We start from the raw sequence: 21,051 nt of genomic DNA, 5'->3' as shown, positions 1-21,051 counted from the left end.
TCAGACCAGCTAGGGATCGTCGCCTAGGTGAGCCGTTACCCCACCTACTAGCTAATCCCATCTGGGCACATCCGATGGCAAGAGGCCCGAAGGTCCCCCTCTTTGGTCTTGCGACGTTATGCGGTATTAGCTACCGTTTCCAGTAGTTATCCCCCTCCATCGGGCAGTTTCCCAGACATTACTCACCCGTCCGCCACTCGTCACCCGAGAGCAAGCTCTCTGTGCTACCGTTCGACTTGCATGTGTTAGGCCTGCCGCCAGCGTTCAATCTGAGCCATGATCAAACTCTTCAATTTAAGTTTGATGCTCGTGAATTAAACTTCGTAATGAATTACGTGTTCACTCAGAGACTTGGTATTCATTTTTCGTCTTGCGACGTTAAGAATCCGTATCTTCGAGTGCCCACACAGATTGTCTGATAAATTGTTAAAGAGCAGTGCCGCTTCGCTTTTTCTCAGCGGCGCGGGGTGTGCATATTACGCTATCCCGCTTCAGAGTCAAGCGTTTATTTACGCTTTTCTCCGCTGACCCGGCGGCGTGTAATCCGTTGTTCCGTGTCAGTGGAGGCGCATTATAGGGAGTTATTTCAGGCTGACAAGTTAAAAATACAAAAAACTTATCAAACGATTACTTTTCACTCAACCCTTCTATTTTTGCCTGGTTTTTAAACAAAAACGAGCCCCGCAGGGCTCGTTTATTGTCGTTTTGTGACTTACTGCACTGCCACGATACGGTCGTCGTTCACTTCCAGGCAAATGGCTTTGCCAGGAATCAGCTCCCCGGACAAAATTTGCTGCGCCAGCGGGTTTTCGATCTGTTGCTGGATAGCGCGTTTCAATGGACGCGCGCCATATACCGGATCGTAACCATTCGCGCTCAGCAGTTTGAGCGCTTCGTCAGAGATATGGATTTCATAGCCACGCTCTTCCAGACGTTTATACAGACGCTGCAGTTGGATCTGAGCAATAGAAGCAATGTGCTGCTCGCCCAACGGATGGAATACCACAACCTCATCTATACGGTTGATGAATTCCGGACGGAAGTTATGGCTCACAACGCCCAGCACCATATCCTTCATGTGGCTGTAATCGAGCTCGCCAAAACGTTCCTGGATCAGATCGGACCCCAGGTTCGAAGTCATGATGACCACCGTATTACGGAAGTCGACCGTTCTCCCTTGCCCGTCAGTCAGACGACCATCGTCAAGCACTTGCAGCAGAATGTTGAACACATCCGGATGCGCTTTCTCCACTTCATCCAGCAGGATGACGGAGTAAGGACGACGGCGCACGGCTTCAGTGAGATAACCACCCTCTTCGTAGCCGACATATCCCGGAGGCGCACCGACCAGACGAGACACCGAGTGTTTCTCCATAAACTCGGACATATCGATACGCACCATTGCATCGTCACTGTCGAACATAAAGTTTGCCAGCGCTTTACACAGTTCAGTTTTACCGACACCGGTCGGCCCAAGGAACAGGAATGAACCAATCGGACGGTTCGGGTCAGACAGCCCAGCACGGCTACGGCGAATCGCGTTAGATACCGCTTCAACCGCTTCGTTTTGGCCAATCACACGGCTGTGCAACTCCTGCTCCATACGCAACAGTTTTTCCCGTTCGCCTTCCAGCATGCGGGCAACCGGGATCCCCGTCCAACGCGCCAGCACTTCAGCAATTTCTGCATCGGTCACTTTGTTACGCAACAGACGCATAGTTTTACCTTCCGACTGGGTAGCGGCTTCCAGCTGTTTTTCCAGCTCCGGAATTTTACCGTACTGCAGCTCGGACATCCGCGCCAGATCGCCCACACGACGCGCCTGCTCAATGGCAATCTTCGCCTGCTCCAGCTCAGCCTTAATCGTCTGAGTACCAGAGAGCGAGGCTTTTTCCGCTTTCCACTCTTCTTCTAACTCAGAATACTGGCGCTCTTTGTCGTCCAGTTCTTCGTTGAGCATATCGAGACGCTTTTTACTCGCCTCATCAGACTCTTTCATTAATGCCTGCTGTTCCAGTTTGAGCTGGATAATACGGCGGTCGAGTCTGTCCAGTTCTTCCGGCTTGGAGTCAATCTGCATACGAATGCTGGATGCCGCTTCATCGATTAGGTCGATAGCTTTATCCGGCAACTGACGGTCGGCAATATAGCGGTGAGACAGGGTCGCTGCCGCCACAATTGCCGGGTCAGTGATCTGCACATGGTGGTGCAGCTCATAACGCTCTTTCAGACCACGCAAAATGGCGATGGTGTCTTCTACTGAAGGTTCAGCCACAAACACTTTCTGGAAACGACGTTCCAGCGCCGCATCTTTTTCGATGTACTGACGATATTCATCGAGCGTGGTTGCGCCTACGCAGTGCAGTTCCCCACGCGCCAGCGCCGGTTTCAGCATGTTCCCGGCGTCCATGGCACCATCGGCTTTACCCGCGCCAACCATGGTGTGCAGCTCATCAATAAACAGAATGACGTTGCCTTCTTGTTTAGAGAGATCGTTCAGCACACCTTTTAAACGTTCTTCAAACTCGCCACGATATTTAGCCCCGGCCACCAGCGCGCCCATATCCAGCGCCAGTACGCGACGGCCTTTTAAGCCTTCCGGCACTTCGCCGTTGATAATACGCTGCGCCAGCCCTTCAACGATGGCAGTTTTACCGACGCCAGGTTCACCAATCAACACCGGGTTATTTTTAGTACGACGTTGCAGCACCTGAATGGTGCGGCGAATTTCTTCATCACGACCGATAACCGGATCGAGCTTGCCCTGTTCGGCGCGTTCGGTCAGATCGACGGTATATTTTTTCAAGGCCTGACGTTGGTCTTCAGCTCCCTGATCATTCACGCTTTCACCTCCACGCATTTGTTCAATTGCCTGAGTGATATTGGCGGTCGTCGCCCCTGCTGATTTTAATAAATCGGTCAGCGTACCGCGTGACTCAAGCGCCGCCAGAACGAACAGTTCTGACGAAATAAAGTTGTCCCCTCGTTTTTGCGCCAGCTTGTCGCAAAGATTCAGTACACGCACCAGATCCTGAGAAGGCTGCACATCACCGCCGGTGCCTTCTACCTGCGGCAAGCGGCTCAGCGCCTGGTCAATGGCTGTACGTAACTGGCCGGCATTAATGCCAGCAGAGGTTAATAAAGGACGTACCGATCCCCCTTCCTGATTCAGCAAGGCGCTCATTAGATGAAGTGGTTCGATGAATTGATTGTCGTGCCCCAATGCGAGTGACTGGGCATCGGCAAGAGCAAGCTGGAATTTATTAGTAAGACGATCCAGACGCATAACTCCTCCCATAACAGGTCAAAATTGCTACTGGAGATTAAATGAGGTCATCCCTCAATTATTCAAGGTGAATGACCTGAATTATGTGAAAAGAAAATTACACGTACCGGATCGTCTTGATTCTTTAGGTTATATCAGCCAAATAAAACTTGCCATACGCCCCGTGGTATTGTCGCGACGATAAGAGAAGAAAGTCTCACTTTCGCTGAAGGTGCAACGGTCACCGCCATAGAGGTTCGTCACGCCAACATTTGCCAGACGCTGGCGCGCAAGCTGGTAGATATCCGCCAGATATTTGTCTGCGCGCGGTACAAATGCGAGGTCCGCCTGCGAATCTTTCGCCATAAACGCTGTGCGGACTTCTGGCCCCACTTCGAACGCGTTCGGGCCAATCGCCGGGCCTAGCCAGGCAATAATATTTTCAGGTTTGTCGGCAAAACACGCCACCGTCTCTTCCAGCACGCCAGCGCATAATCCTCGCCAACCCGCATGGGCCGCCGCGACTTCCGTACCTGCACGATTACAAAATAATACGGGCAGACAGTCCGCCGTCATCACCGCACACACCGTGCCCGGCGTATTGCTGTATGACGCATCCGCACGTTTGGATGAGTACGGCCCGCCCGTCAGTTTCAGGACGTCCTTACCGTGGACCTGTTCCAGCCAGACTGGCTTTGAAGGCAGATTGCCCGCAGCAAACAGTCGTTTGCGGTTCTCTTCGACATGCTCCGGGTTATCGCCACAATGGGCGCCCAGATTCAGCGAATCATAAGGCGGCATACTGATACCGCCAATACGGGTAGAACTACATGCCGCAACACCTTGCGGTAGCGGCCACTGCGGGACAATTAGCTTACTCATAACCAGGCAATATCATCCTTATGTTCTTCGAAATCAGCGCGCATCACTTCAATCAGTTCCACCATATCTTGTGGAATTGGCGCATGCCATTCCATTTCGATACCGGAAATCGGGTGATACAGACGCAGCATGGTCGCGTGCAGCGCCTGACGGTCGAACTTACGCAATACGGAAATAAATTCGTCAGAAGCGCCTTTCGGTGGACGCGGACGGCCGCCGTAGACCTGATCGCCCACCAGCGGATGGGTAATATGTGCCATGTGCACGCGGATCTGGTGCGTACGTCCGGTTTCCAGACGCAACCGCAGACGCGTGTGCACACGGAAGTGTTCCATAATACGATAGTGCGTCACCGCCGGTTTACCCATCGGGTGTACCGCCATGTGTGTACGCTTGGTCGGGTGACGGCTAATCGGCTCTTCAACGGTTCCGCCCGCTGTCATATGACCAATCGCCACGGCTTCGTACTCACGGGTAATTTCACGCAGCTGTAATGACTCCACCAGACGCGTTTGCGCCGGAACGGTTTTTGCCACCACCATTAATCCGGTCGTGTCTTTGTCCAGACGATGGACGATACCCGCGCGAGGAACATCCGCAATTGGCGGGTAGTAATGCAGCAACGCATTCAAAACCGTGCCATCAGGATTGCCTGCACCCGGATGCACCACGAGGTCACGCGGTTTGTTGATAACAAGAATATCGTCATCTTCATACACGATATCCAGCGGGATATCCTGAGGCTCAAAACGAACCTCTTCGTCAATTTCTGCATTGATGGAGACCTGCTCTCCACCCAACACTTTTTCTTTCGGTTTATCGCAAAGATTGCCATTTACCAGCACGCGCTGGTCGAGGATCCATTCTTTTATGCGCGATCGCGAATAATCAGGGAACAATTCGGCCAAAGCCTGATCTAAGCGTTGACCGAGCTGATTTTCGGAGACTGTTGCGGTGAGTTCTACTCGTTGTGCCATAAACTGCTTCTTCGTTTAACGTTGGGTTTTACGGCTTTGCCGTTTAATATAGTGTGCTATTGTAGCTGGTCTTAACCGGGAGCAGGAACAGAGAATCTCCCGTAAAACATTTTGAGGAAAGTCAAAACGTCATGACGCGCATGAAATATCTGGTGGCAGCAGCCACGTTGAGCCTGTTTTTGGCGGGTTGCTCTGGTTCAAAGGAAGAGGTGCCCGATAATCCGCCAAATGAAATCTACGCGACTGCTCAGCAAAAGCTGCAGGACGGTAACTGGAAACAGGCAATAACGCAATTGGAAGCGTTGGATAACCGTTATCCATTTGGACCGTATTCTCAGCAGGTGCAATTAGATCTCATCTACGCCTACTACAAAAACGCCGATCTGCCACTTGCTCAGGCTGCCATCGATCGTTTTATCCGTCTTAATCCGACACACCCTAACATTGATTATGTCATGTATATGCGTGGCCTGACCAATATGGCGTTGGATGATAGCGCACTGCAAGGATTCTTTGGGGTTGATCGCAGCGATCGCGATCCACAACATGCCCGAGCTGCGTTTAATGACTTTTCCAAACTGGTACGTGGCTATCCGAACAGTCAGTACACCACTGACGCCACTAAACGTCTGGTGTTCCTGAAAGATCGTCTGGCGAAGTATGAATACTCCGTTGCGGAATATTATACTGCCCGTGGCGCATGGGTGGCGGTGGTAAACCGTGTGGAAGGCATGCTGCGCGACTACCCGGATACCCAGGCAACGCGTGATGCTCTGCCGTTGATGGAAAACGCTTATCGCCAGATGCAAATGAATGCGCAGGCAGAAAAAGTAGCGAAAATCATTGCCGCCAACAGCAGTAATACCTGATTTACCTCAGAATGCAAAACGGCAGCCCAAGGGCTGCCGTTTTTTTATCCGTTTACGCCATAACTGAAGCGGTTTAGCTCCGACGCATCTCATCAAATATGGCCTGCTTTCTGCTATTCCTCAAGTAAAAAATCGCTTGTTCCTGCGGTGCCTCACAAAAAGGTTTTCTTGACAAAAAGCGACAAAATAATGTGATTTAAATCACACATTTTGACATTAGGAACGGTATGCTGGAATCACCAAGACGGGAAAGACAAGAGGTAAAATTTATGACAATGAACATTACCAGTAAACAAATGGAAATTACTCCGGCAATTCGCCAGCATGTCGCAGACCGTCTCGCCAAACTTGAAAAATGGCAAACTCATCTGATTAATCCACATATCATTCTGTCTAAGGAACCACAGGGTTTCATTGCTGATGCCACCATCAATACACCGAACGGACATCTGGTCGCCAGCGCAAAACACGAGGATATGTACACCGCAATTAACGATTTGATCAACAAGCTGGAACGGCAGCTCAATAAAGTGCAGCACAAAGGCGAAGCCCGTCGTGCAACAACTTCAGTCAAAGACGCCAACTTCGTCGAAGCAGAAGAAGAGTAGTCCCTTACATTGAGTGTATCGCCAACGCGCCTTCGGGCGCGTTTTTTGTTGACAGGGTGAAAACAGTACGGGTACTTTACTGACGTAGCCAAAGGAAAATTACATGAAACTTGTCCCGTTCTTCTTCGCATTCTTTTTTACCTTCCCCTGAATGGGAGGCGTTTCGTCGTGTGATAAAGAATGCGAAGACGAACAATAAGGCCTCCCACAACGGGGGGCCTTTTTTATTGATAACAAGAAAGGCAACACTATGACATCGGAAAACCCATTGCTGGCGCTGCGCGATAAAATCAGTTCGCTGGATGAAAAATTACTGGCCCTGCTGGCTGAACGGCGTGGGCTGGCCGTAGAAGTCGGTAAAGCTAAACTGCTTTCACATCGTCCGGTACGTGATATCGACCGCGAACGCGATCTGTTAGACCGACTGATTCAGCTTGGCAAAGCGCATCATCTCGACGCGCACTATATCACCCGCCTGTTCCAACTGATTATCGAAGACTCCGTCCTGACGCAGCAGGCACTGCTCCAGCAACACCTGAACAAAATTAATCCGCACTCCGCGCGCGTCGCCTTCCTTGGGCCAAAAGGATCATACTCACACCTCGCCGCACGTCAGTACGCTGCCCGTCATTTTGAACAATTCATTGAAAGCGGCTGCGCGAAATTTGCCGATATCTTTAATCAGGTCGAAACCGGACAAGCTGACTATGCGGTCGTCCCGATTGAAAACACCAGCTCCGGTGGGATTAACGACGTCTACGACCTGCTGCAGCACACCAGTCTGTCTATAGTTGGCGAGATGACTATTACGATTGACCACTGCGTACTGGTATCCGGCACAACCGATCTCGAGACCATTGATACGGTATACAGCCACCCGCAGCCGTTCCAACAGTGCAGCAAGTTCCTGAGCCGTTACCCACACTGGAAGATTGAGTACACCGAAAGCACCTCAGCGGCGATGGAAAAAGTTGCACAAGCTAACTCACCGCGCGTAGCCGCATTGGGGAGCGAAGCCGGAGGCGTACTGTATGGTTTGCAGGTTCTCGAGCATATCGAAGCAAACCAGACACAAAACATCACCCGCTTTGTGGTACTGGCACGCAAGGCTATCAATGTTTCCGACCAAGTTCCGGCGAAAACCACGCTGCTGATGGCAACAGGCCAACAGGCCGGTGCGCTGGTTGAAGCGCTGCTGGTACTGCGCAACCATAATCTGATTATGACTAAACTGGAGTCACGCCCGATTCACGGCAATCCATGGGAAGAGATGTTTTATCTTGATATCCAGGCCAATCTGGAATCCCCCCAAATGCAAAAGGCGTTAAAGGAATTGGGAGAGATTACGCGTTCGATGAAGGTGCTGGGATGTTACCCTAGTGAGAACGTGGTGCCGGTCGATCCGAGTTAACGTGACAATGCCGGATGGCGCCAGGCTTATCCGGCATCTTACTTAAGGACGGCTGTCATTCGCCTGGCGCAACAAAGTACGGCTTTCGCTCTGGAAGCGTTTCGCATAATCGCCAAACCAGTGCTCCACCTTACGGAAGCTGTCGATAAACGCTTGCTTATCACCCTGCTCCAGTAAACCAATCGCCTCACCAAAACGTTGGTAGTAGCGTTTGATCAGCGCAAGGTTGCTCTCAGACGACATAATGATATCGGCATACAGCTGCGGATCCTGGGCAAACAGGCGTCCAACCATCGCCAGCTCAAGGCGGTAAATCGGCGAAGAGAGCGCCAGCAATTGTTCCAGTTGCACGTTTTCTTCCGCCAGGTGCAGACCATAGGCGAAGGTCGCAAAGTGACGCAAGGCCTGAATAAACGCCATATTCTGGTCGTGTTCAACGGCGCTGATCCGATGCAGCCGCGCGCCCCAGACCTGAATCTGTTCCAGAAACCACTGATAGGCTTCCGGCTGACGTCCATCACACCAGACAACCACCTGTTTTGCCAGACTGCCGCTGTCCGGACCAAACATGGGATGTAACCCCACCACCGGACCATCGTGCGCTGCCAGCATCGCCTGTAAAGGACCATTTTTCACCGATGCCAAATCGACCAGAATACAGTCAGACGGCAGACGCGGTAATTTGGCGATTACCTGCTCGGTGACGTGGATCGGCACGCTGACGATCACCATGCCTGCATCAGAGACGATCTCCGGCGCGCGATCCCAGTCCTGCTGTTCCAGGATCCGCACCTGATAACCTGACAGAGTGAGCATTTTTTCGAAAAGACGCCCCATCTGACCACCGCCGCCGACGATCACCACCGGTCGCAGAGAAGGACAAAGCGTTTTAAATCCTTTGTCATTTTCACTGGAGTAGGACTCGCGCATAACCCGGCGCAGCACATCTTCTATCAGATCCGGCGGTACGCCAAGGGCTTCCGCTTCCGCGCGGCGAGAAGCCAGCATAGAGGCCTCCCGTTCCGGCACGTAGATCGGCAGCCCAAAGCGGCTTTTTACTTCGCCGACTTCAGCAACCAGCTCCAGGCGGCGTGCCAGCAAATCCAGCAGCGCCTTGTCGACTTCATCAATTTGATCGCGTAATGCGGTCAATTCAGCAACCATAACCAACCTCTTATGCTACACGCGCCGACAGCTGGCCGTTTAAATCCTGGCTAATTTCACGCAGCAGCGCATCCGTCATTTCCCAGCTAATGCACGCATCGGTTACGGACACACCGTATTTCATTGCGCTGCGCGGCTGTTCGGAAGACTGGTTGCCTTCATGAATATTACTTTCAATCATCAAACCAATGATCGAGCGATTGCCATCTTTGATTTGCGCAATCACGGATTCAGCCACGGCAGGCTGACGGCGGTAATCTTTATTGGAGTTACCATGACTGCAATCTACCATCAGGGAAGGTCTTAGTCCCCCCTGCTCCATCTCTTTTTCGCATTGGGCAACATCTGCCGGGCTGTAGTTCGGCGCTTTGCCGCCACGCAGGATCACATGACCGTCCGGATTGCCCTGAGTTTGCAGCAGCGCTACCTGCCCTGCCTGGTTAATACCGACAAAACGGTGTGACTGCGCCGCGGCACGCATGGCGTTGATAGCGGTGGCCAGGCTGCCGTCAGTGCCGTTCTTAAAGCCAACCGGCATCGAAAGACCAGAAGCCATTTCACGGTGAGTCTGTGATTCCGTGGTACGCGCCCCGATTGCTGACCAGCTAAACAGATCGCCCAGGTACTGCGGGCTATTAGGATCCAGAGCTTCAGTTGCCAGCGGAAGTCCCATATTTACCAGTTCAAGCAGCAGCTGACGCGCAATTTTCAGTCCAGCTTCAACATCAAAAGAGCCATCCATATGAGGATCGTTAATTAACCCTTTCCAACCAACGGTAGTACGGGGTTTTTCAAAATAGACGCGCATCACCAGGTAGAGGTTATCGCTGACCTCTGCGGCAAGGGCTTTAAATCGACGAGCGTACTCAATTGCCATTTCAGGATCGTGAATGGAGCACGGACCACATACCACCAGCAAACGCGGATCGCGACCGGAGATAATATCTGAAATGGTTTTACGCGACTGGGCGATTTGCGCCTCTTGCGCCTGGCTCAGCGGAAATTCAGCTTTCAGCTGCTCCGGAGTCATCAGAACCTGTTCGTCGGTAATATGTACGTTGTTCAGCGCGTCTTTTTGCATGGTGGTGATCCTGTTTAGCTCGTTTGCGATAGTTGATCCTCAGCGAGGAGGAAATAACGATATCACAACAGGTAAAGATTTCAATCCATAATCCGTAAACTTTACTTTACATCATGCTATTAAGCACTAAATAAAGCCCATCTGTATGTATATTTAAATTTACATCCACCAAATATCAGATCCACTATGCTTAAAAAAAACGCGGGAGCACAGGCAATGAAGCAACTCATCAGCACCTTATTGATACTACTTCTGAGCGGCTGTCAGATAGATCCCTATACTCACGCTCCTACCTGGACAGGAACCGACTGGTACGATGCCGGGATACGCGATGCCATTTCAGGCTATGCGGTTAAAGATAATGAAATTCTTGCCGACAATTACAATGATCCAGAAGTCGATCGTACGGAATATCTTAAGGGTTACGCCGAGGGACAACGTAAAACCTGCCAGCAGGATTTTGTTTACGCCAGGGGTCTGGCCGGGAAAACCTTTCCCCCAAGTTGCGATACGGTCGAAAATGTTGACCAGTTACACAACGCCTGGCAAAAAGGGGAAAACGAAGCTAATGCCTCTATAAGATTAAATTAAACAATAGCTTATATTTTATAAGCACATGAGATTTAACTTAAATTATCAATAGCTTTATACCCGGAATAATGACGACTTAGGAAAATAATGTTATTTTGTCTCAAACAATCTTGAGTGTATTTCGACGCTTTACGGCAACCGCTGGTAGGTAACTATTCATGAGCTATTCTTACCGACTCATACTTCTACTGGCACTGCTCCTGACCGGATTACCGCTGTACGCCCAGAGCGTTACGGAAGAAGCAAAATCTGTACGCGCGATGGTTTCCGGCATCGTCAGTTATACACACTGGCCTTCACTTTCCGGGCCACCAAAACTGTGTATTTTCTCTTCATCGCGTTTTTCCAGTGTACTGGTAGATACCAGTACTGGTGCTTTACCCTATCTTCCCGTCATCATTCGTACGGAACAAGAAATATTAGTTGCGCAGTGTGATGGTTTTTATTTTGGAAAAGAATCCCCTGGTTATCAGGTGGAATTAAAGAATAAATATCCGACAAAGGCACTGTTATTAATCGCTGAACAGAATCCCGAATGCGTTATTGGCAGTGCCTTTTGCCTCATAATTAAAGATGAAGATGTGAGATTTTCCGTAAATATGGATTCCCTTTCACGCAGTGGCGTAAGGGTCAGTCCAGACGTATTGATGCTTGCACGGAATAAAAAGCATGGATAAGGGCCATTCTCCCATAACACGCCCGACGTTTAAGCGGACATTACGGCGTATCAGCATAATCAGCGTCCTGGTCACCATGACGTTGATCTGGCTACTGCTTAGCATTTCCTCCGTGCTAGCATTAAGACAGTATGCGCAAAAGAACCTGGACCTGACCGCAGCCACGATGACTCGTACACTTGAAGCTGCATTAGTCTTTTCTGACAGTGTTGCGGCCACAGAAACACTGGCGGCGCTAGGGCAACAAGGGCAGTTTTCCGTAGCGGAAGTGCGTAATAAAAATCAGAACGTGATTGCCACCTGGCGCTATGACGCGCAGGACACCACTGAAAAGATCAGCGGTCTGATCAGCCACTGGCTGTTTCCGCAACCGGTCACACAGCCCATTTTGCACAATGGCAGCGTGATTGGTGAAGTGCGCCTGACGGCACGCGATAGCGTGATCAGCCATTTCATTTATCTGTCGCTGGCCGTTCTTACCGGATGCATTCTGCTGGCATCAGGCATTGCATTAATGCTCACTCGCTATTTGCACAATGGCGTAGTAGAAGCCCTGCAAAATATAACCGAGGTGGTACATGATGTCCGTACCAACCGTAACTTTTCACGACGTGTTTCAGAAGAACGTATCGACGAATTTCATCTTTTTGCCCAGGATTTCAATAGCCTACTGGACGAAATGGAGGAATGGCAACTTCGGTTGCAGGCAAAGAACGCTCAGCTTTTGCGTACCGCGTTACATGATCCTCTGACAGGACTGGCAAATCGCGCCGCATTTCGCAGCAGCATTAACGCCCTGATGAACGACGATGCTGCCCGCAGCAGTTCTGCATTGCTATTCCTTGATGGTGATAATTTTAAATTTATTAACGATACCTGGGGCCACGCAGCGGGCGACCGTGTCCTGATTGAAGTTGCAAAAAGGCTGGCCGAGTTTGGAGGTGATCGACATCACCCCTACAGGCTTGGCGGCGATGAGTTTGCCATGGTGCTGTATAGCGTTCACTCAGAATACGAAGTTCAGCGTATCTGTGCCGCACTGTCGCAAGCGTTTAACCGACCTTTTGACCTGCACAATGGTCATCTGGCAAGCATGACACTCAGCATTGGCTTTGCGCTGACGTGGGAACATGCCTCTGCCGAGAAATTACAAGAACTTGCCGATCAAAATATGTATCAGGCCAAACATTTGCGTTCTGAACGCATTATTAAATAAGGAATTACACACATGTTAAAACGTCTATTTTCACCGTTTTTTCTGCTTTTACTGATCGTGGCAGGCTGTCAGGCACCTCAGGGAAAATTTACCCCAGAGCAAATTGCAGCTATGAAATCGTACGGATTTAGCGAAGTTTCAGGAGACTGGTCTCTTGGCCTGTCTGACAATATCCTGTTTGATAAAAACGACTATAAGCTCCGTCCGGAAAGTGAAAAGCAGATTCAGGAAATGGCATCCAAACTGGCTGCTACCGGGCTAAACCATGCACGTCTGGACGGTCATACGGATAACTACGGCGAAGACAGCTACAACGAAGCTCTGTCGCTCAAACGCGCAAATGTCGTGGCCGATGCCTGGGCACAAGGCGCTAATATTCCCCGTACCAATCTGACCACCCAGGGACTCGGGAAGAAATACCCTATCGCCAGTAACCAGACCTCTAAAGGTCGCGCTGAAAACCGCCGTGTCGCGGTGGTGATCGCCACACCGTAATCATCCCCGGCTGACTGTATCCAGAGAGTATGTAAAATCCCCCGGCAGTCAGTCTGTTCCCATAAATAAATATCGCGATAAAAAAAGGGCCAGCCTTTCGGCCAGCCCTTTTCTAACAGGATGTCGCTTGCGCGAATCTTAGTTAAGACGCTCTTTGATACGAGCAGACTTACCAGTGCGCTCACGCAGGTAGTACAGTTTAGCTTTACGAACAGCACCACGACGTTTAACAGCAATGCTGTCAACTACCGGAGAGTGAGTCTGGAAGACACGCTCAACGCCTTCGCCGTTGGAAATTTTACGAACAGTGAATGCAGAGTGCAGACCGCGGCTACGAATAGCGATAACCACGCCCTCAAATGCCTGCAGACGTTTTTTGGAACCTTCAACAACCCATACTTTCACTTCCACGGTATCACCCGGACGGAAGGAAGGTACGTCCTGCTTCATCTGTTCTTGTTCAAGTTGCTTAATAATGTTGCTCATAATTTAATCTCTTATCCTGGGTAAACTGATATTGGGGGCTTACGCCTGCCCATCATGTTTATGTTGCTGTTGTGCGTGTTCCTTTTTGAACTCCGCCAGCAACCTTGCTTGCTCTTCAGTCAGAGCCAGGTTTTCCAGAAGTTCAGGTCTTCTAAGCCAGGTCCGGCCCAGCGACTGTTTCAAACGCCAGCGACGTATCTCAGCGTGGTTCCCCGACAGTAATACTGCCGGTACTTCCATCTGCTCTAACACTTCAGGTCGGGTATAGTGTGGACAGTCCAGCAACCCGTCAGCAAACGAATCTTCGATTGCTGATGCTTCATGACCCAGAACCCCCGGAATAAACCGGGAAACGGAGTCGATCAGCGTCATTGCCGGTAACTCACCACCGCTGAGGACGTAATCGCCGATTGACCATTCTTCATCAATTTCGGTTTGAATCACGCGCTCATCGATACCTTCATAGCGACCACACACCAGAATCAGCTTTTGATTCGTGGCCAGTTCGCTGACGCCCGCTTGATCAAGCTTGCGTCCCTGAGGTGACAGATAAATCACCTTTGCGCCTTCACCAGCCGCAGCTTTTGCTGCATGAATGGCGTCCCGTAAGGGTTGCACCATCATTAACATCCCCGGTCCGCCGCCGTAAGGACGATCGTCCACGGTACGGTGCCGGTCATGAGTAAAGTCTCGAGGACTCCAGCTCTGGATGTTCAGCAGGCCATTTTTTACTGCCCGGCCAGTTACCCCGTAATCGGTAATTGCGCGGAACATTTCAGGAAACAGGCTAACGATACCTATAAACACAAGCCAATCCCCATAACGCCGACTTTTACCGTTTATCCGGTGGTTTAAAAACCAGGATCCCAATCTACTTCGATAGTACGAGTAGCGAGATCGACTTTCTTGATAACCTGCCCATCGAGGAACGGTACAAGACGTTCCTTGATACCAAACGCATCTTTCAGGTTTGCCTTGATGACGATGACGTCATTCGAACCGGTTTCCATCATATCGACGACTTTACCGAGATCGTAGCCTTCGGTGGTCACTACCTGGCAGCCCATAAGGTCTTTCCAGTAGTAGGAACCATCTTCCAGCGCTGGCAACTGCGAGGAATCCACAACAATTTCACAATTGGTCAGTAGATTCGCCGAATCACGATCGTCAACGCCTTTCAGCTTGATGATCAGATCCTGATTGTGGTGCTTCCAGCTTTCCAGCTGTACTTGCTGCCACTGACCCGCCTTCTGGATAAACCAGGGCTGATAGTCAAAAATGCTTTCGGCGTCTTCAGTGGAAGAAAACACTCTGAGCCAACCACGAATACCGTAAGAAGACCCCATTTTCCCCAAAACGATGGGTTCCACAGGAGCCTGCGCGGCGAGTTGCTTGCTCATCATGACCACCGTGACAGATTAAGCTGCTTTGTTTGCTGCTTTGATCAGCGTAGCTACGCGATCAGAAATAGTCGCGCCCTGGCCAACCCAGTGAGCGATGCGATCCAGATCCAGGCGAGTGCCTTCTTCTTTTTCGCTAGCGATTGGGTTAAAGAAGCCAACGCGCTCGATGAAGCGACCGTTGCGTGCATTACGGCTGTCGGTAACAACAACCTGGTAGAACGGACGCTTTTTAGCGCCGTGACGAGCTAAACGAATAGTAACCATAACATCCTCTTGTGTGAATAAAACACCGGGCCCCATCGAGGGAAGGGACCCGGTGTCATATTAAAAGCCCGAAAATTTTACTGATTTCTGGGAAAAAAGCAATCAACATGTGATGAAGCTTGATTCCAGGGCGTGACCGTTGCAGCCAGTTTGGCGTCGGCGTGCGCGCAGAAAGCGGAGCGTACACGCAGTACGTGAGCATTTACTCGCTCCGCTCGCCCTTCGGGCCGCCCTAAAGGGCGTTCAAAACACTATCGTGTTTTGTCGAGCACACTCCGGCGTCAAAATGGCAAATATAAGGTAGCCCGATATATTTATCTACCCGGGAAGCCTGGCGGCATCATCCCCTTCATACTCCGCATCATCTTCGCCATCCCGCCTTTCTTCATTTTCTTCATCATGCGCTGCATGTCGTCGAACTGTTTCAGAAGGCGGTTAACGTCCTGTACCTGCATGCCGCAACCGGTGGCAATGCGGCGTTTACGGGAACCTTTGATGATTTCCGGCTTAGCGCGTTCTTTCATCGTCATCGAGTTGATGATGGCTTCCATACGCACCAGTACTTTATCGTCCATCTGCGATTTCACATTGTCAGGGATCTGACCCATGCCCGGCAGTTTGCCCATCAGGCTTGCCATACCGCCCATGTTTTTCATCTGCTTGAGCTGCTCAAGGAAATCGTTGAGATCGAAGCCGTCGCCTTTTTTCAGCTTGCTGGCTAATTTTTCTGCCTGCGCACGGTCAACTTTGCTTTCAATATCTTCGATCAGCGACAGCACGTCGCCCATGCCGAGAATACGTGAAGCAATACGGTCTGGGTGGAACGGCTCCAGCGCTTCGGTTTTCTCGCCGACACCGAGGAATTTAATCGGCTTGCCGGTGATATGACGAATAGAGAGCGCCGCACCGCCCCGCGCATCACCATCAACTTTGGTCAGCACCACACCAGTTAACGGCAGCGCTTCGTTAAAGGCTTTTGCGGTATTCGCGGCATCCTGACCGGTCATCGCATCGACGACAAAAAGCGTTTCTACCGGTTTGATAGAAGCGTGGACCTGTTTGATTTCGTCCATCATCGCTTCGTCAACGTGCAGACGACCGGCGGTATCCACCAGCAGCACGTCGTAGAATTTGAGTTTGGCTTCTTTCAGCGCGGCGTTGACGATATCGACCGGTTTTTGACCGACATCCGACGGGAAGAAGTCTACACCGACCTGCTCGGCCAGCGTTTCCAGCTGTTTAATCGCCGCCGGGCGATAAACGTCCGCGGAGACCACCAGCACTTTCTTCTTGTGCTTCTCACGCAGGAATTTCCCCAGCTTACCAACGCTGGTCGTTTTACCCGCACCCTGCAAGCCCGCCATCAGTACGACGGCAGGCGGCTGAGCAGCCAGATTCAGGGTCTGGTTTTCTTCGCCCATTGCCGCAACCAGCTCGTTACGGACAATCTTGACGAACTCCTGACCCGGCGTCAGGCTTTTGTTAACTTCATGACCAACCGCTTTCTCTTTTACGCGATTGATAAACTCACGCACTACCGGCAGCGCTACATCAGCCTCCAGCAGCGCCATGCGCACTTCGCGCAGCGTCTCTTTAACGTTGTCTTCAGTAAGGCGTCCACGGCCACTGATATTGCGCAGCGTGCGCGACAAACGATCGGTTAAATTATCAAACATTGTCTCTCGCCTGGGGTGGAAACGGTCGGTCGCGACAGCGACACATCAACAGAAATTTGTCGCAGTATAACATGAAGCCGCCTTTGTTGTTATGCAACGGTTGGAGCAGCGGTCACGTAACGCTATACTGCTTTTCTTTATCACTGGCCAACTGTCGACACCTAATATGCCCGTTTTTGCTCTGCTCGCCCTTGTCGCCTACTCAGTCAGCCTCGCGCTGATTATTCCCGCCCTGCTGCAAAAAAACAGCGGCTGGCGGCGTATGGCTATTCTTTCTGCGGTCGTCGCGCTGGTAAGCCATGCTATCGCTCTGGAAGCGCGTATCCTGCCCGGCGGTGAAAGCGGACAAAACCTGAGCCTGTTGAACGTTGGCTCGCTGGTTAGCCTGATGATCTGCACGGTAATGACTATCGTCGCTTCCCGCAATCGTGGCTGGCTATTACTGCCCATTGTCTACGCCTTTGCCCTGATCAACCTCGCGTTCGCGACGTTTATGCCCAACGAGTTCATCACCCATCTCGAAGCGACACCGGGCATGATGATTCACATCGGGCTATCGCTGTTAGCTTACGCCACGCTGATTATTGCCGCGCTGTATGCGTTACAACTGGCGTGGATCGACTATCAATTGAAAAACAAAAAACTGGCGTTCAGTAATGAAATGCCGCCACTGATGAGCATTGAGCGGAAAATGTTTCATATCACCCAGATCGGCGTGGTTCTGCTGACGCTCACTCTGTGTACTGGCCTGTTTTACATGCATAACCTGTTCAGTACTGAGAATATTGATAAAGCCGTTCTTTCTATCGTGGCATGGTTTGTCTATATCGTTCTGTTGTGGGGGCATTACCATGAAGGCTGGCGCGGACGTCGCGTCGTATGGTTTAACGTCGCAGGCGCAGTCATTCTGACGCTGGCCTATTTCGGCAGCCGTATACTGCAGCAGTTCGTGAGTTAAATCTTTAAGGAACCCTACGTGGAACACATCTCCACCACCACGCTCATTGTCACGCTTCTCATCATGGTGGTCATTTCCGCCTATTTTTCCGGTTCTGAAACCGGAATGATGACTCTGAATCGCTATCGTCTGCGGCATCGGGCCAAGCAGGGTAATCGTCAGGCAAAACGCGTTGAAAAGTTACTTCGCAAACCGGATCGCCTGATAAGCCTGGTACTGATCGGTAATAACCTGGTGAATATTCTGGCCTCCGCGCTTGGCACTATTGTCGGTATGCGCCTGTATGGCGATGCCGGCGTCGCCATCGCTACCGGGGTGCTAACGTTTGTGGTGCTGGTTTTTGCCGAAGTACTGCCAAAGACCATTGCCGCGCTGTATCCAGAAAAAGTCGCCTACCCGAGCAGTTTTTTGCTGGCCCCCCTGCAAATCATCATGATGCCGCTAGTGTGGTTGCTTAATACCATCACCCGCCTGCTGATGCGCATGATGGGCATCAAAACGGATATCGTGGTGAGCGGTTCGCTGAGTAAAGATGAACTGCGAACGCTGGTCAATGAATCGCGCTCCCAAATCTCACGTCGTAATCAGGATATGTTGCTGTCCGTGCTGGATCTGGAAAAAGTCAGCGTCGATGACATCATGGTGCCGCGCAGTGAAATCATCGGCATTGATATTAACGACGACTGGAAATCAATCGTGCGCCAGCTTTCGCACTCCCCTCACGGTCGCATCGTGCTGTACCGCGACTCACTCGACGATGCCATCAGTATGCTGCGCGTACGCGAAGCCTGGCGATTAATGGCGGAGAAAAAAGAGTTCACCAAAGAGACCATGTTACGCGCGGCCGACGAAATTTATTACGTCCCGGAAGGTACGCCCCTCAGCACCCAGCTCATTAAATTTCAGCGCAATAAGAAGAAAGTGGGTCTGGTGGTCAATGAATATGGCGATATTCAGGGGCTGGTCACGGTCGAAGATATTCTGGAAGAGATTGTCGGCGATTTCACCACGTCAATGTCACCGACGCTTGCTGAAGAGGTGACGCCGCAGAATGATGGCTCAGTGATCATTGACGGCAGCGCCAACGTTCGTGAAATCAATAAGGCGTTTAACTGGCACCTGCCGGAGGATGACGCACGTACCGTGAACGGTATTATTCTTGAAGCGCTGGAAGAGATCCCGGTAGCTGGCACACGAGTGCGTATTGGGCAGTACGATATCGATATTCTCGACGTGCAGGACAATATGATTAAACAGGTACAGGTGTTGCCGGTTACACCACTGCGCGAAAGCGTAGCGGACCAGTGAGCATAGTCCGGGCCGGGTAGCGCATCAGCATTACCCGGCCCAGGGCTGATTAGCCTTTGGCTTTCGCCACGGAGACCATCGCCGCACGGATGGTACGTCCGTTCAGGGTATAGCCTTTCTGCATTACCATCAGCACATTACCAGCGGCAACGTCGTCAGACTCTACCATTGCAATGGCCTGATGCACGTTCGGGTCCATCGGCACATCGATATCCGCAACCACCTGCACACCAAACTTCGCCACCACATCCAGCATTGACTTACGCGTCAGCTCAATACCTTCAATCATTGGTGCCATCGCATCATTGTCTTTGTCCGCCACTTCCAGCGCACGATCCAGACTGTCCAGCACCGGCAGCAGCTCGTTGACGAATTTTTCCAGCGCAAATTTATGCGCTTTTTCTACATCCAGTTCGGTACGACGACGCAGGTTTTCCATTTCCGCTTTGATACGCAACACGCTGTCGCGCTCGCGAGTTTCGGCTTCAGCAAGCTGAGCTTCCAGATTCGCAATCTTTTCATCGCGCGGATCCACCTGCTCAGCAGAAGCGTCTGGTTCAACCGCCTCAACTTCTTCGTGCTGATCCATGATAATTTCTTCCGGGGCTTGCCCCTCAGGCGTTTTCTGTTCTTTACTACTCATGAATTTCTCCGCGTTTTTTTCGCATTCATCTCGCTAACCTGGATTATTATGGGGATAAGATTCAGGGTTTCAAGGGAAGTACTCACATTGTCACTAATCTTCGTTACAAGGACCTCGAGAAAATGAACAATCATTTCAAGTGTATTGGCATTGTGGGGCATCCACGTCACCCCACTGCACTGACAACACATGAAATGCTCTACCGCTGGCTGTGCGCCAAAGGTTATGAGGTTATCGTGGAGCAACAAATCGCGCACGAGCTACAGCTGAAAAATGTGAAAACCGGTACGCTCGCGGAGATTGGCCAGCAGGCAGACCTCGCCGTAGTCGTCGGCGGCGACGGCAATATGCTGGGCGCTGCGCGCACCCTGGCACGTTATGACATCAAGGTTATCGGAATTAACCGCGGTAACCTCGGTTTCCTCACCGACCTTGATCCAGACAATGCCCACCAACAGTTAGCTGACGTACTGGAAGGCCACTACATCAGCGAAAAACGCTTTTTACTCGAAGCCCAGGTATGCCAACAGGATTGCCAAAAGCGCATCAGCACCGCGATCAACGAAGTGGTGCTGCATCCAGGCAAAGTGGCGCATATGATTGAGTTCGAAGTGTATATCGATGAAATCTTTGCCTTCTCTCAGCGTTCCGACGGACTAATTATCTCTACGCCTACCGGCTCTACCGCCTACTCGCTCTCTGCCGGAGGCCCAATTCTGACGCCTTCCCTGGATGCCATTACGCTGGTGCCGATGTTCCCGCATACGCTTTCTGCGCGCCCGCTGGTGATCAACAGTAGCAGCACAATTCGCCTGCGCTTTTCTCATCGCCGTAGCGATCTGGAGATCAGCTGCGACAGCCAAATCGCCCTGCCGATACAGGAAGGTGAAGACGTATTGATCCGCCGCTGTGATTATCATCTGAACCTGATACATCCAAAAGATTACAGCTATTTCAATACATTAAGTACCAAGCTGGGCTGGTCAAAAAAATTATTCTAATTTAACGCCAACCTCTTTACTGTATAAAAAACCAGTTTATACTGTATGTAATTACAGTTATGGTTTTTCATACAGG

At 51.1% G+C, this 21,051-nt stretch carries 22 protein-coding genes, 1 rRNA gene and 1 other annotated feature; of the genes, 11 read left to right on the top strand and 12 right to left on the bottom strand.

Going from position 1 to position 21,051, the window contains the following annotated elements:
* The 4 genes from FHD02_RS18765 to rluD form a co-directional block, all read right to left on the bottom strand.
* Window positions 1-296, bottom strand: a 16S ribosomal RNA gene (locus FHD02_RS18765); the annotation flags it as partial.
* Window positions 297-712: 416 nt separating this feature from the next.
* The gene (gene clpB, locus FHD02_RS18760) at window positions 713-3,286 is read right to left on the bottom strand and encodes an ATP-dependent chaperone ClpB (protein WP_220394189.1); all 2,574 of its coding nucleotides are present in this window, start codon (window positions 3,284-3,286) and stop codon (window positions 713-715) included.
* 129 nt (window positions 3,287-3,415) lie between these two features.
* A complete protein-coding gene (gene yfiH, locus FHD02_RS18755) occupies window positions 3,416-4,147 on the bottom strand; it encodes a purine nucleoside phosphorylase YfiH (protein ID WP_137371361.1) in 732 nt (243 codons plus the stop codon).
* A complete protein-coding gene (gene rluD, locus FHD02_RS18750) occupies window positions 4,144-5,124 on the bottom strand; it encodes a 23S rRNA pseudouridine(1911/1915/1917) synthase RluD (protein WP_042313304.1) in 981 nt (326 codons plus the stop codon). Before rluD ends, yfiH begins: the two co-directional genes overlap by 4 nt.
* 131 nt (window positions 5,125-5,255) lie before the next feature.
* Between rluD and bamD the strand changes: the two genes are divergently transcribed.
* The 4 genes from bamD (at window position 5,256) to pheA (ending at window position 8,012) form a co-directional block, all read left to right on the top strand.
* On the top strand, window positions 5,256-5,993 hold the full coding sequence (gene bamD / locus FHD02_RS18745; RefSeq protein WP_005130417.1) for an outer membrane protein assembly factor BamD: 738 nt from the start codon (window positions 5,256-5,258) through the stop codon (window positions 5,991-5,993).
* Window positions 5,994-6,262: 269 nt separating this feature from the next.
* Window positions 6,263-6,601 (top strand): ribosome-associated translation inhibitor RaiA, encoded by a 339-nt coding sequence (raiA, locus tag FHD02_RS18740; RefSeq protein ID WP_003031244.1) that lies wholly within the window; start codon window positions 6,263-6,265, stop codon window positions 6,599-6,601.
* Between the two features lie 102 nt (window positions 6,602-6,703).
* Window positions 6,704-6,829, top strand: a sequence feature (Phe leader region).
* Complete coding sequence (pheL, locus tag FHD02_RS18735) at window positions 6,705-6,752, top strand: pheA operon leader peptide PheL (RefSeq protein WP_100250063.1); 48 nt, start codon at window positions 6,705-6,707, stop codon at window positions 6,750-6,752. It overlaps the preceding feature by 48 nt.
* A gap of 22 nt (window positions 6,830-6,851) precedes the next feature.
* Entirely contained in the window at window positions 6,852-8,012 is a 1,161-nt protein-coding gene (gene pheA, locus FHD02_RS18730) for a bifunctional chorismate mutase/prephenate dehydratase (protein WP_038642743.1), read from the top strand.
* A gap of 42 nt (window positions 8,013-8,054) precedes the next feature.
* Here pheA and tyrA read toward each other — a convergent pair whose 3' ends face one another.
* The gene (gene tyrA, locus FHD02_RS18725; protein ID WP_003826456.1) at window positions 8,055-9,176 is read right to left on the bottom strand and encodes a bifunctional chorismate mutase/prephenate dehydrogenase; all 1,122 of its coding nucleotides are present in this window, start codon (window positions 9,174-9,176) and stop codon (window positions 8,055-8,057) included.
* A gap of 10 nt (window positions 9,177-9,186) precedes the next feature.
* A complete protein-coding gene (gene aroF, locus FHD02_RS18720; RefSeq protein ID WP_137361376.1) occupies window positions 9,187-10,257 on the bottom strand; it encodes a 3-deoxy-7-phosphoheptulonate synthase AroF in 1,071 nt (356 codons plus the stop codon).
* A gap of 216 nt (window positions 10,258-10,473) precedes the next feature.
* On the opposite strand from aroF, the gene FHD02_RS18715 reads away from it, so the two are divergent.
* The 4 genes from FHD02_RS18715 to FHD02_RS18700 all read left to right on the top strand — a co-directional run bounded on the left by FHD02_RS18715 (window position 10,474) and on the right by FHD02_RS18700 (window position 13,236).
* Window positions 10,474-10,848, top strand: coding sequence for a DUF2799 domain-containing protein (locus FHD02_RS18715; protein WP_042313298.1), 375 nt, complete (start codon window positions 10,474-10,476; stop codon window positions 10,846-10,848).
* Between the two features lie 158 nt (window positions 10,849-11,006).
* Window positions 11,007-11,525, top strand: a complete 519-nt coding sequence (locus FHD02_RS18710; RefSeq protein WP_042313295.1) for a YfiR family protein — start codon at window positions 11,007-11,009, stop codon at window positions 11,523-11,525.
* Entirely contained in the window at window positions 11,518-12,741 is a 1,224-nt protein-coding gene (gene dgcN, locus FHD02_RS18705; RefSeq protein WP_220394188.1) for a diguanylate cyclase DgcN, read from the top strand. The genes FHD02_RS18710 and dgcN overlap by 8 nt, the downstream gene beginning before the upstream one ends.
* 12 nt (window positions 12,742-12,753) lie before the next feature.
* Window positions 12,754-13,236: an OmpA family protein gene (locus FHD02_RS18700; RefSeq protein ID WP_038642755.1), complete on the top strand. Its 483-nt coding sequence runs from the start codon at window positions 12,754-12,756 to the stop codon at window positions 13,234-13,236.
* Between the two features lie 138 nt (window positions 13,237-13,374).
* Here the strand turns inward: FHD02_RS18700 and rplS are convergent, their stop codons facing one another.
* The 5 genes from rplS to ffh form a co-directional block, all read right to left on the bottom strand.
* Complete coding sequence (gene rplS, locus FHD02_RS18695) at window positions 13,375-13,722, bottom strand: 50S ribosomal protein L19 (RefSeq protein WP_006687325.1); 348 nt, start codon at window positions 13,720-13,722, stop codon at window positions 13,375-13,377.
* Between the two features lie 39 nt (window positions 13,723-13,761).
* The gene (gene trmD / locus FHD02_RS18690; protein WP_003031232.1) at window positions 13,762-14,529 is read right to left on the bottom strand and encodes a tRNA (guanosine(37)-N1)-methyltransferase TrmD; all 768 of its coding nucleotides are present in this window, start codon (window positions 14,527-14,529) and stop codon (window positions 13,762-13,764) included.
* Window positions 14,530-14,573: 44 nt separating this feature from the next.
* Entirely contained in the window at window positions 14,574-15,122 is a 549-nt protein-coding gene (gene rimM / locus FHD02_RS18685; protein ID WP_003031230.1) for a ribosome maturation factor RimM, read from the bottom strand.
* A gap of 18 nt (window positions 15,123-15,140) precedes the next feature.
* The gene (gene rpsP / locus FHD02_RS18680) at window positions 15,141-15,389 is read right to left on the bottom strand and encodes a 30S ribosomal protein S16 (RefSeq protein WP_003031228.1); all 249 of its coding nucleotides are present in this window, start codon (window positions 15,387-15,389) and stop codon (window positions 15,141-15,143) included.
* A 314-nt stretch (window positions 15,390-15,703) separates the two neighbouring features.
* On the bottom strand, window positions 15,704-17,065 hold the full coding sequence (gene ffh, locus FHD02_RS18675; RefSeq protein ID WP_006687321.1) for a signal recognition particle protein: 1,362 nt from the start codon (window positions 17,063-17,065) through the stop codon (window positions 15,704-15,706).
* A gap of 166 nt (window positions 17,066-17,231) precedes the next feature.
* On the opposite strand from ffh, the gene FHD02_RS18670 reads away from it, so the two are divergent.
* Complete coding sequence (locus tag FHD02_RS18670) at window positions 17,232-18,023, top strand: inner membrane protein YpjD (RefSeq protein WP_137361379.1); 792 nt, start codon at window positions 17,232-17,234, stop codon at window positions 18,021-18,023.
* An 18-nt stretch (window positions 18,024-18,041) separates the two neighbouring features.
* The gene (locus FHD02_RS18665; protein WP_137349537.1) at window positions 18,042-19,331 is read left to right on the top strand and encodes an HlyC/CorC family transporter; all 1,290 of its coding nucleotides are present in this window, start codon (window positions 18,042-18,044) and stop codon (window positions 19,329-19,331) included.
* A gap of 49 nt (window positions 19,332-19,380) precedes the next feature.
* Here the strand turns inward: FHD02_RS18665 and grpE are convergent, their stop codons facing one another.
* Window positions 19,381-19,974, bottom strand: a complete 594-nt coding sequence (grpE, locus tag FHD02_RS18660) for a nucleotide exchange factor GrpE (protein ID WP_038642760.1) — start codon at window positions 19,972-19,974, stop codon at window positions 19,381-19,383.
* 122 nt (window positions 19,975-20,096) lie between these two features.
* On the opposite strand from grpE, the gene nadK reads away from it, so the two are divergent.
* On the top strand, window positions 20,097-20,975 hold the full coding sequence (gene nadK, locus FHD02_RS18655; RefSeq protein ID WP_042313284.1) for an NAD(+) kinase: 879 nt from the start codon (window positions 20,097-20,099) through the stop codon (window positions 20,973-20,975).
* Window positions 20,976-21,051: the final 76 nt, after the last annotated feature.

This window comes from Citrobacter sp. EC_71 (assembly GCF_019584005.1).
Taxonomy (GTDB): Bacteria; Pseudomonadota; Gammaproteobacteria; order Enterobacterales; family Enterobacteriaceae; genus Citrobacter; species Citrobacter werkmanii.
Note: the sequence above shows the minus strand (reverse complement) of the source record. Positions and strands in the feature narration are given on the sequence as shown.

Excerpts from the sequence above, each read along its gene's own strand:
- grpE (WP_038642760.1), bottom strand. The coding sequence starts at position 19,974 with ATGAGTAGTAAAGAACAGAAAACGCCTGAGGGGCAAGCCCCGGAAGAA.
- ffh (WP_006687321.1), bottom strand. The coding sequence starts at position 17,065 with ATGTTTGATAATTTAACCGATCGTTTGTCGCGCACGCTGCGCAATATC.
- FHD02_RS18710 (WP_042313295.1), top strand. The coding sequence starts at position 11,007 with ATGAGCTATTCTTACCGACTCATACTTCTACTGGCACTGCTCCTGACC.
- nadK (WP_042313284.1), top strand. The coding sequence starts at position 20,097 with ATGAACAATCATTTCAAGTGTATTGGCATTGTGGGGCATCCACGTCAC.
- bamD (WP_005130417.1), top strand. The coding sequence starts at position 5,256 with ATGACGCGCATGAAATATCTGGTGGCAGCAGCCACGTTGAGCCTGTTT.
- raiA (WP_003031244.1), top strand. The coding sequence starts at position 6,263 with ATGACAATGAACATTACCAGTAAACAAATGGAAATTACTCCGGCAATT.
- rimM (WP_003031230.1), bottom strand. The coding sequence starts at position 15,122 with ATGAGCAAGCAACTCGCCGCGCAGGCTCCTGTGGAACCCATCGTTTTG.
- dgcN (WP_220394188.1), top strand. The coding sequence starts at position 11,518 with ATGGATAAGGGCCATTCTCCCATAACACGCCCGACGTTTAAGCGGACA.
- rpsP (WP_003031228.1), bottom strand. The coding sequence starts at position 15,389 with ATGGTTACTATTCGTTTAGCTCGTCACGGCGCTAAAAAGCGTCCGTTC.
- tyrA (WP_003826456.1), bottom strand. The coding sequence starts at position 9,176 with ATGGTTGCTGAATTGACCGCATTACGCGATCAAATTGATGAAGTCGAC.
- pheA (WP_038642743.1), top strand. The coding sequence starts at position 6,852 with ATGACATCGGAAAACCCATTGCTGGCGCTGCGCGATAAAATCAGTTCG.
- yfiH (WP_137371361.1), bottom strand. The coding sequence starts at position 4,147 with ATGAGTAAGCTAATTGTCCCGCAGTGGCCGCTACCGCAAGGTGTTGCG.
- FHD02_RS18700 (WP_038642755.1), top strand. The coding sequence starts at position 12,754 with ATGTTAAAACGTCTATTTTCACCGTTTTTTCTGCTTTTACTGATCGTG.
- clpB (WP_220394189.1), bottom strand. The coding sequence starts at position 3,286 with ATGCGTCTGGATCGTCTTACTAATAAATTCCAGCTTGCTCTTGCCGAT.
- FHD02_RS18715 (WP_042313298.1), top strand. The coding sequence starts at position 10,474 with ATGAAGCAACTCATCAGCACCTTATTGATACTACTTCTGAGCGGCTGT.
- aroF (WP_137361376.1), bottom strand. The coding sequence starts at position 10,257 with ATGCAAAAAGACGCGCTGAACAACGTACATATTACCGACGAACAGGTT.
- rplS (WP_006687325.1), bottom strand. The coding sequence starts at position 13,722 with ATGAGCAACATTATTAAGCAACTTGAACAAGAACAGATGAAGCAGGAC.
- FHD02_RS18670 (WP_137361379.1), top strand. The coding sequence starts at position 17,232 with ATGCCCGTTTTTGCTCTGCTCGCCCTTGTCGCCTACTCAGTCAGCCTC.
- rluD (WP_042313304.1), bottom strand. The coding sequence starts at position 5,124 with ATGGCACAACGAGTAGAACTCACCGCAACAGTCTCCGAAAATCAGCTC.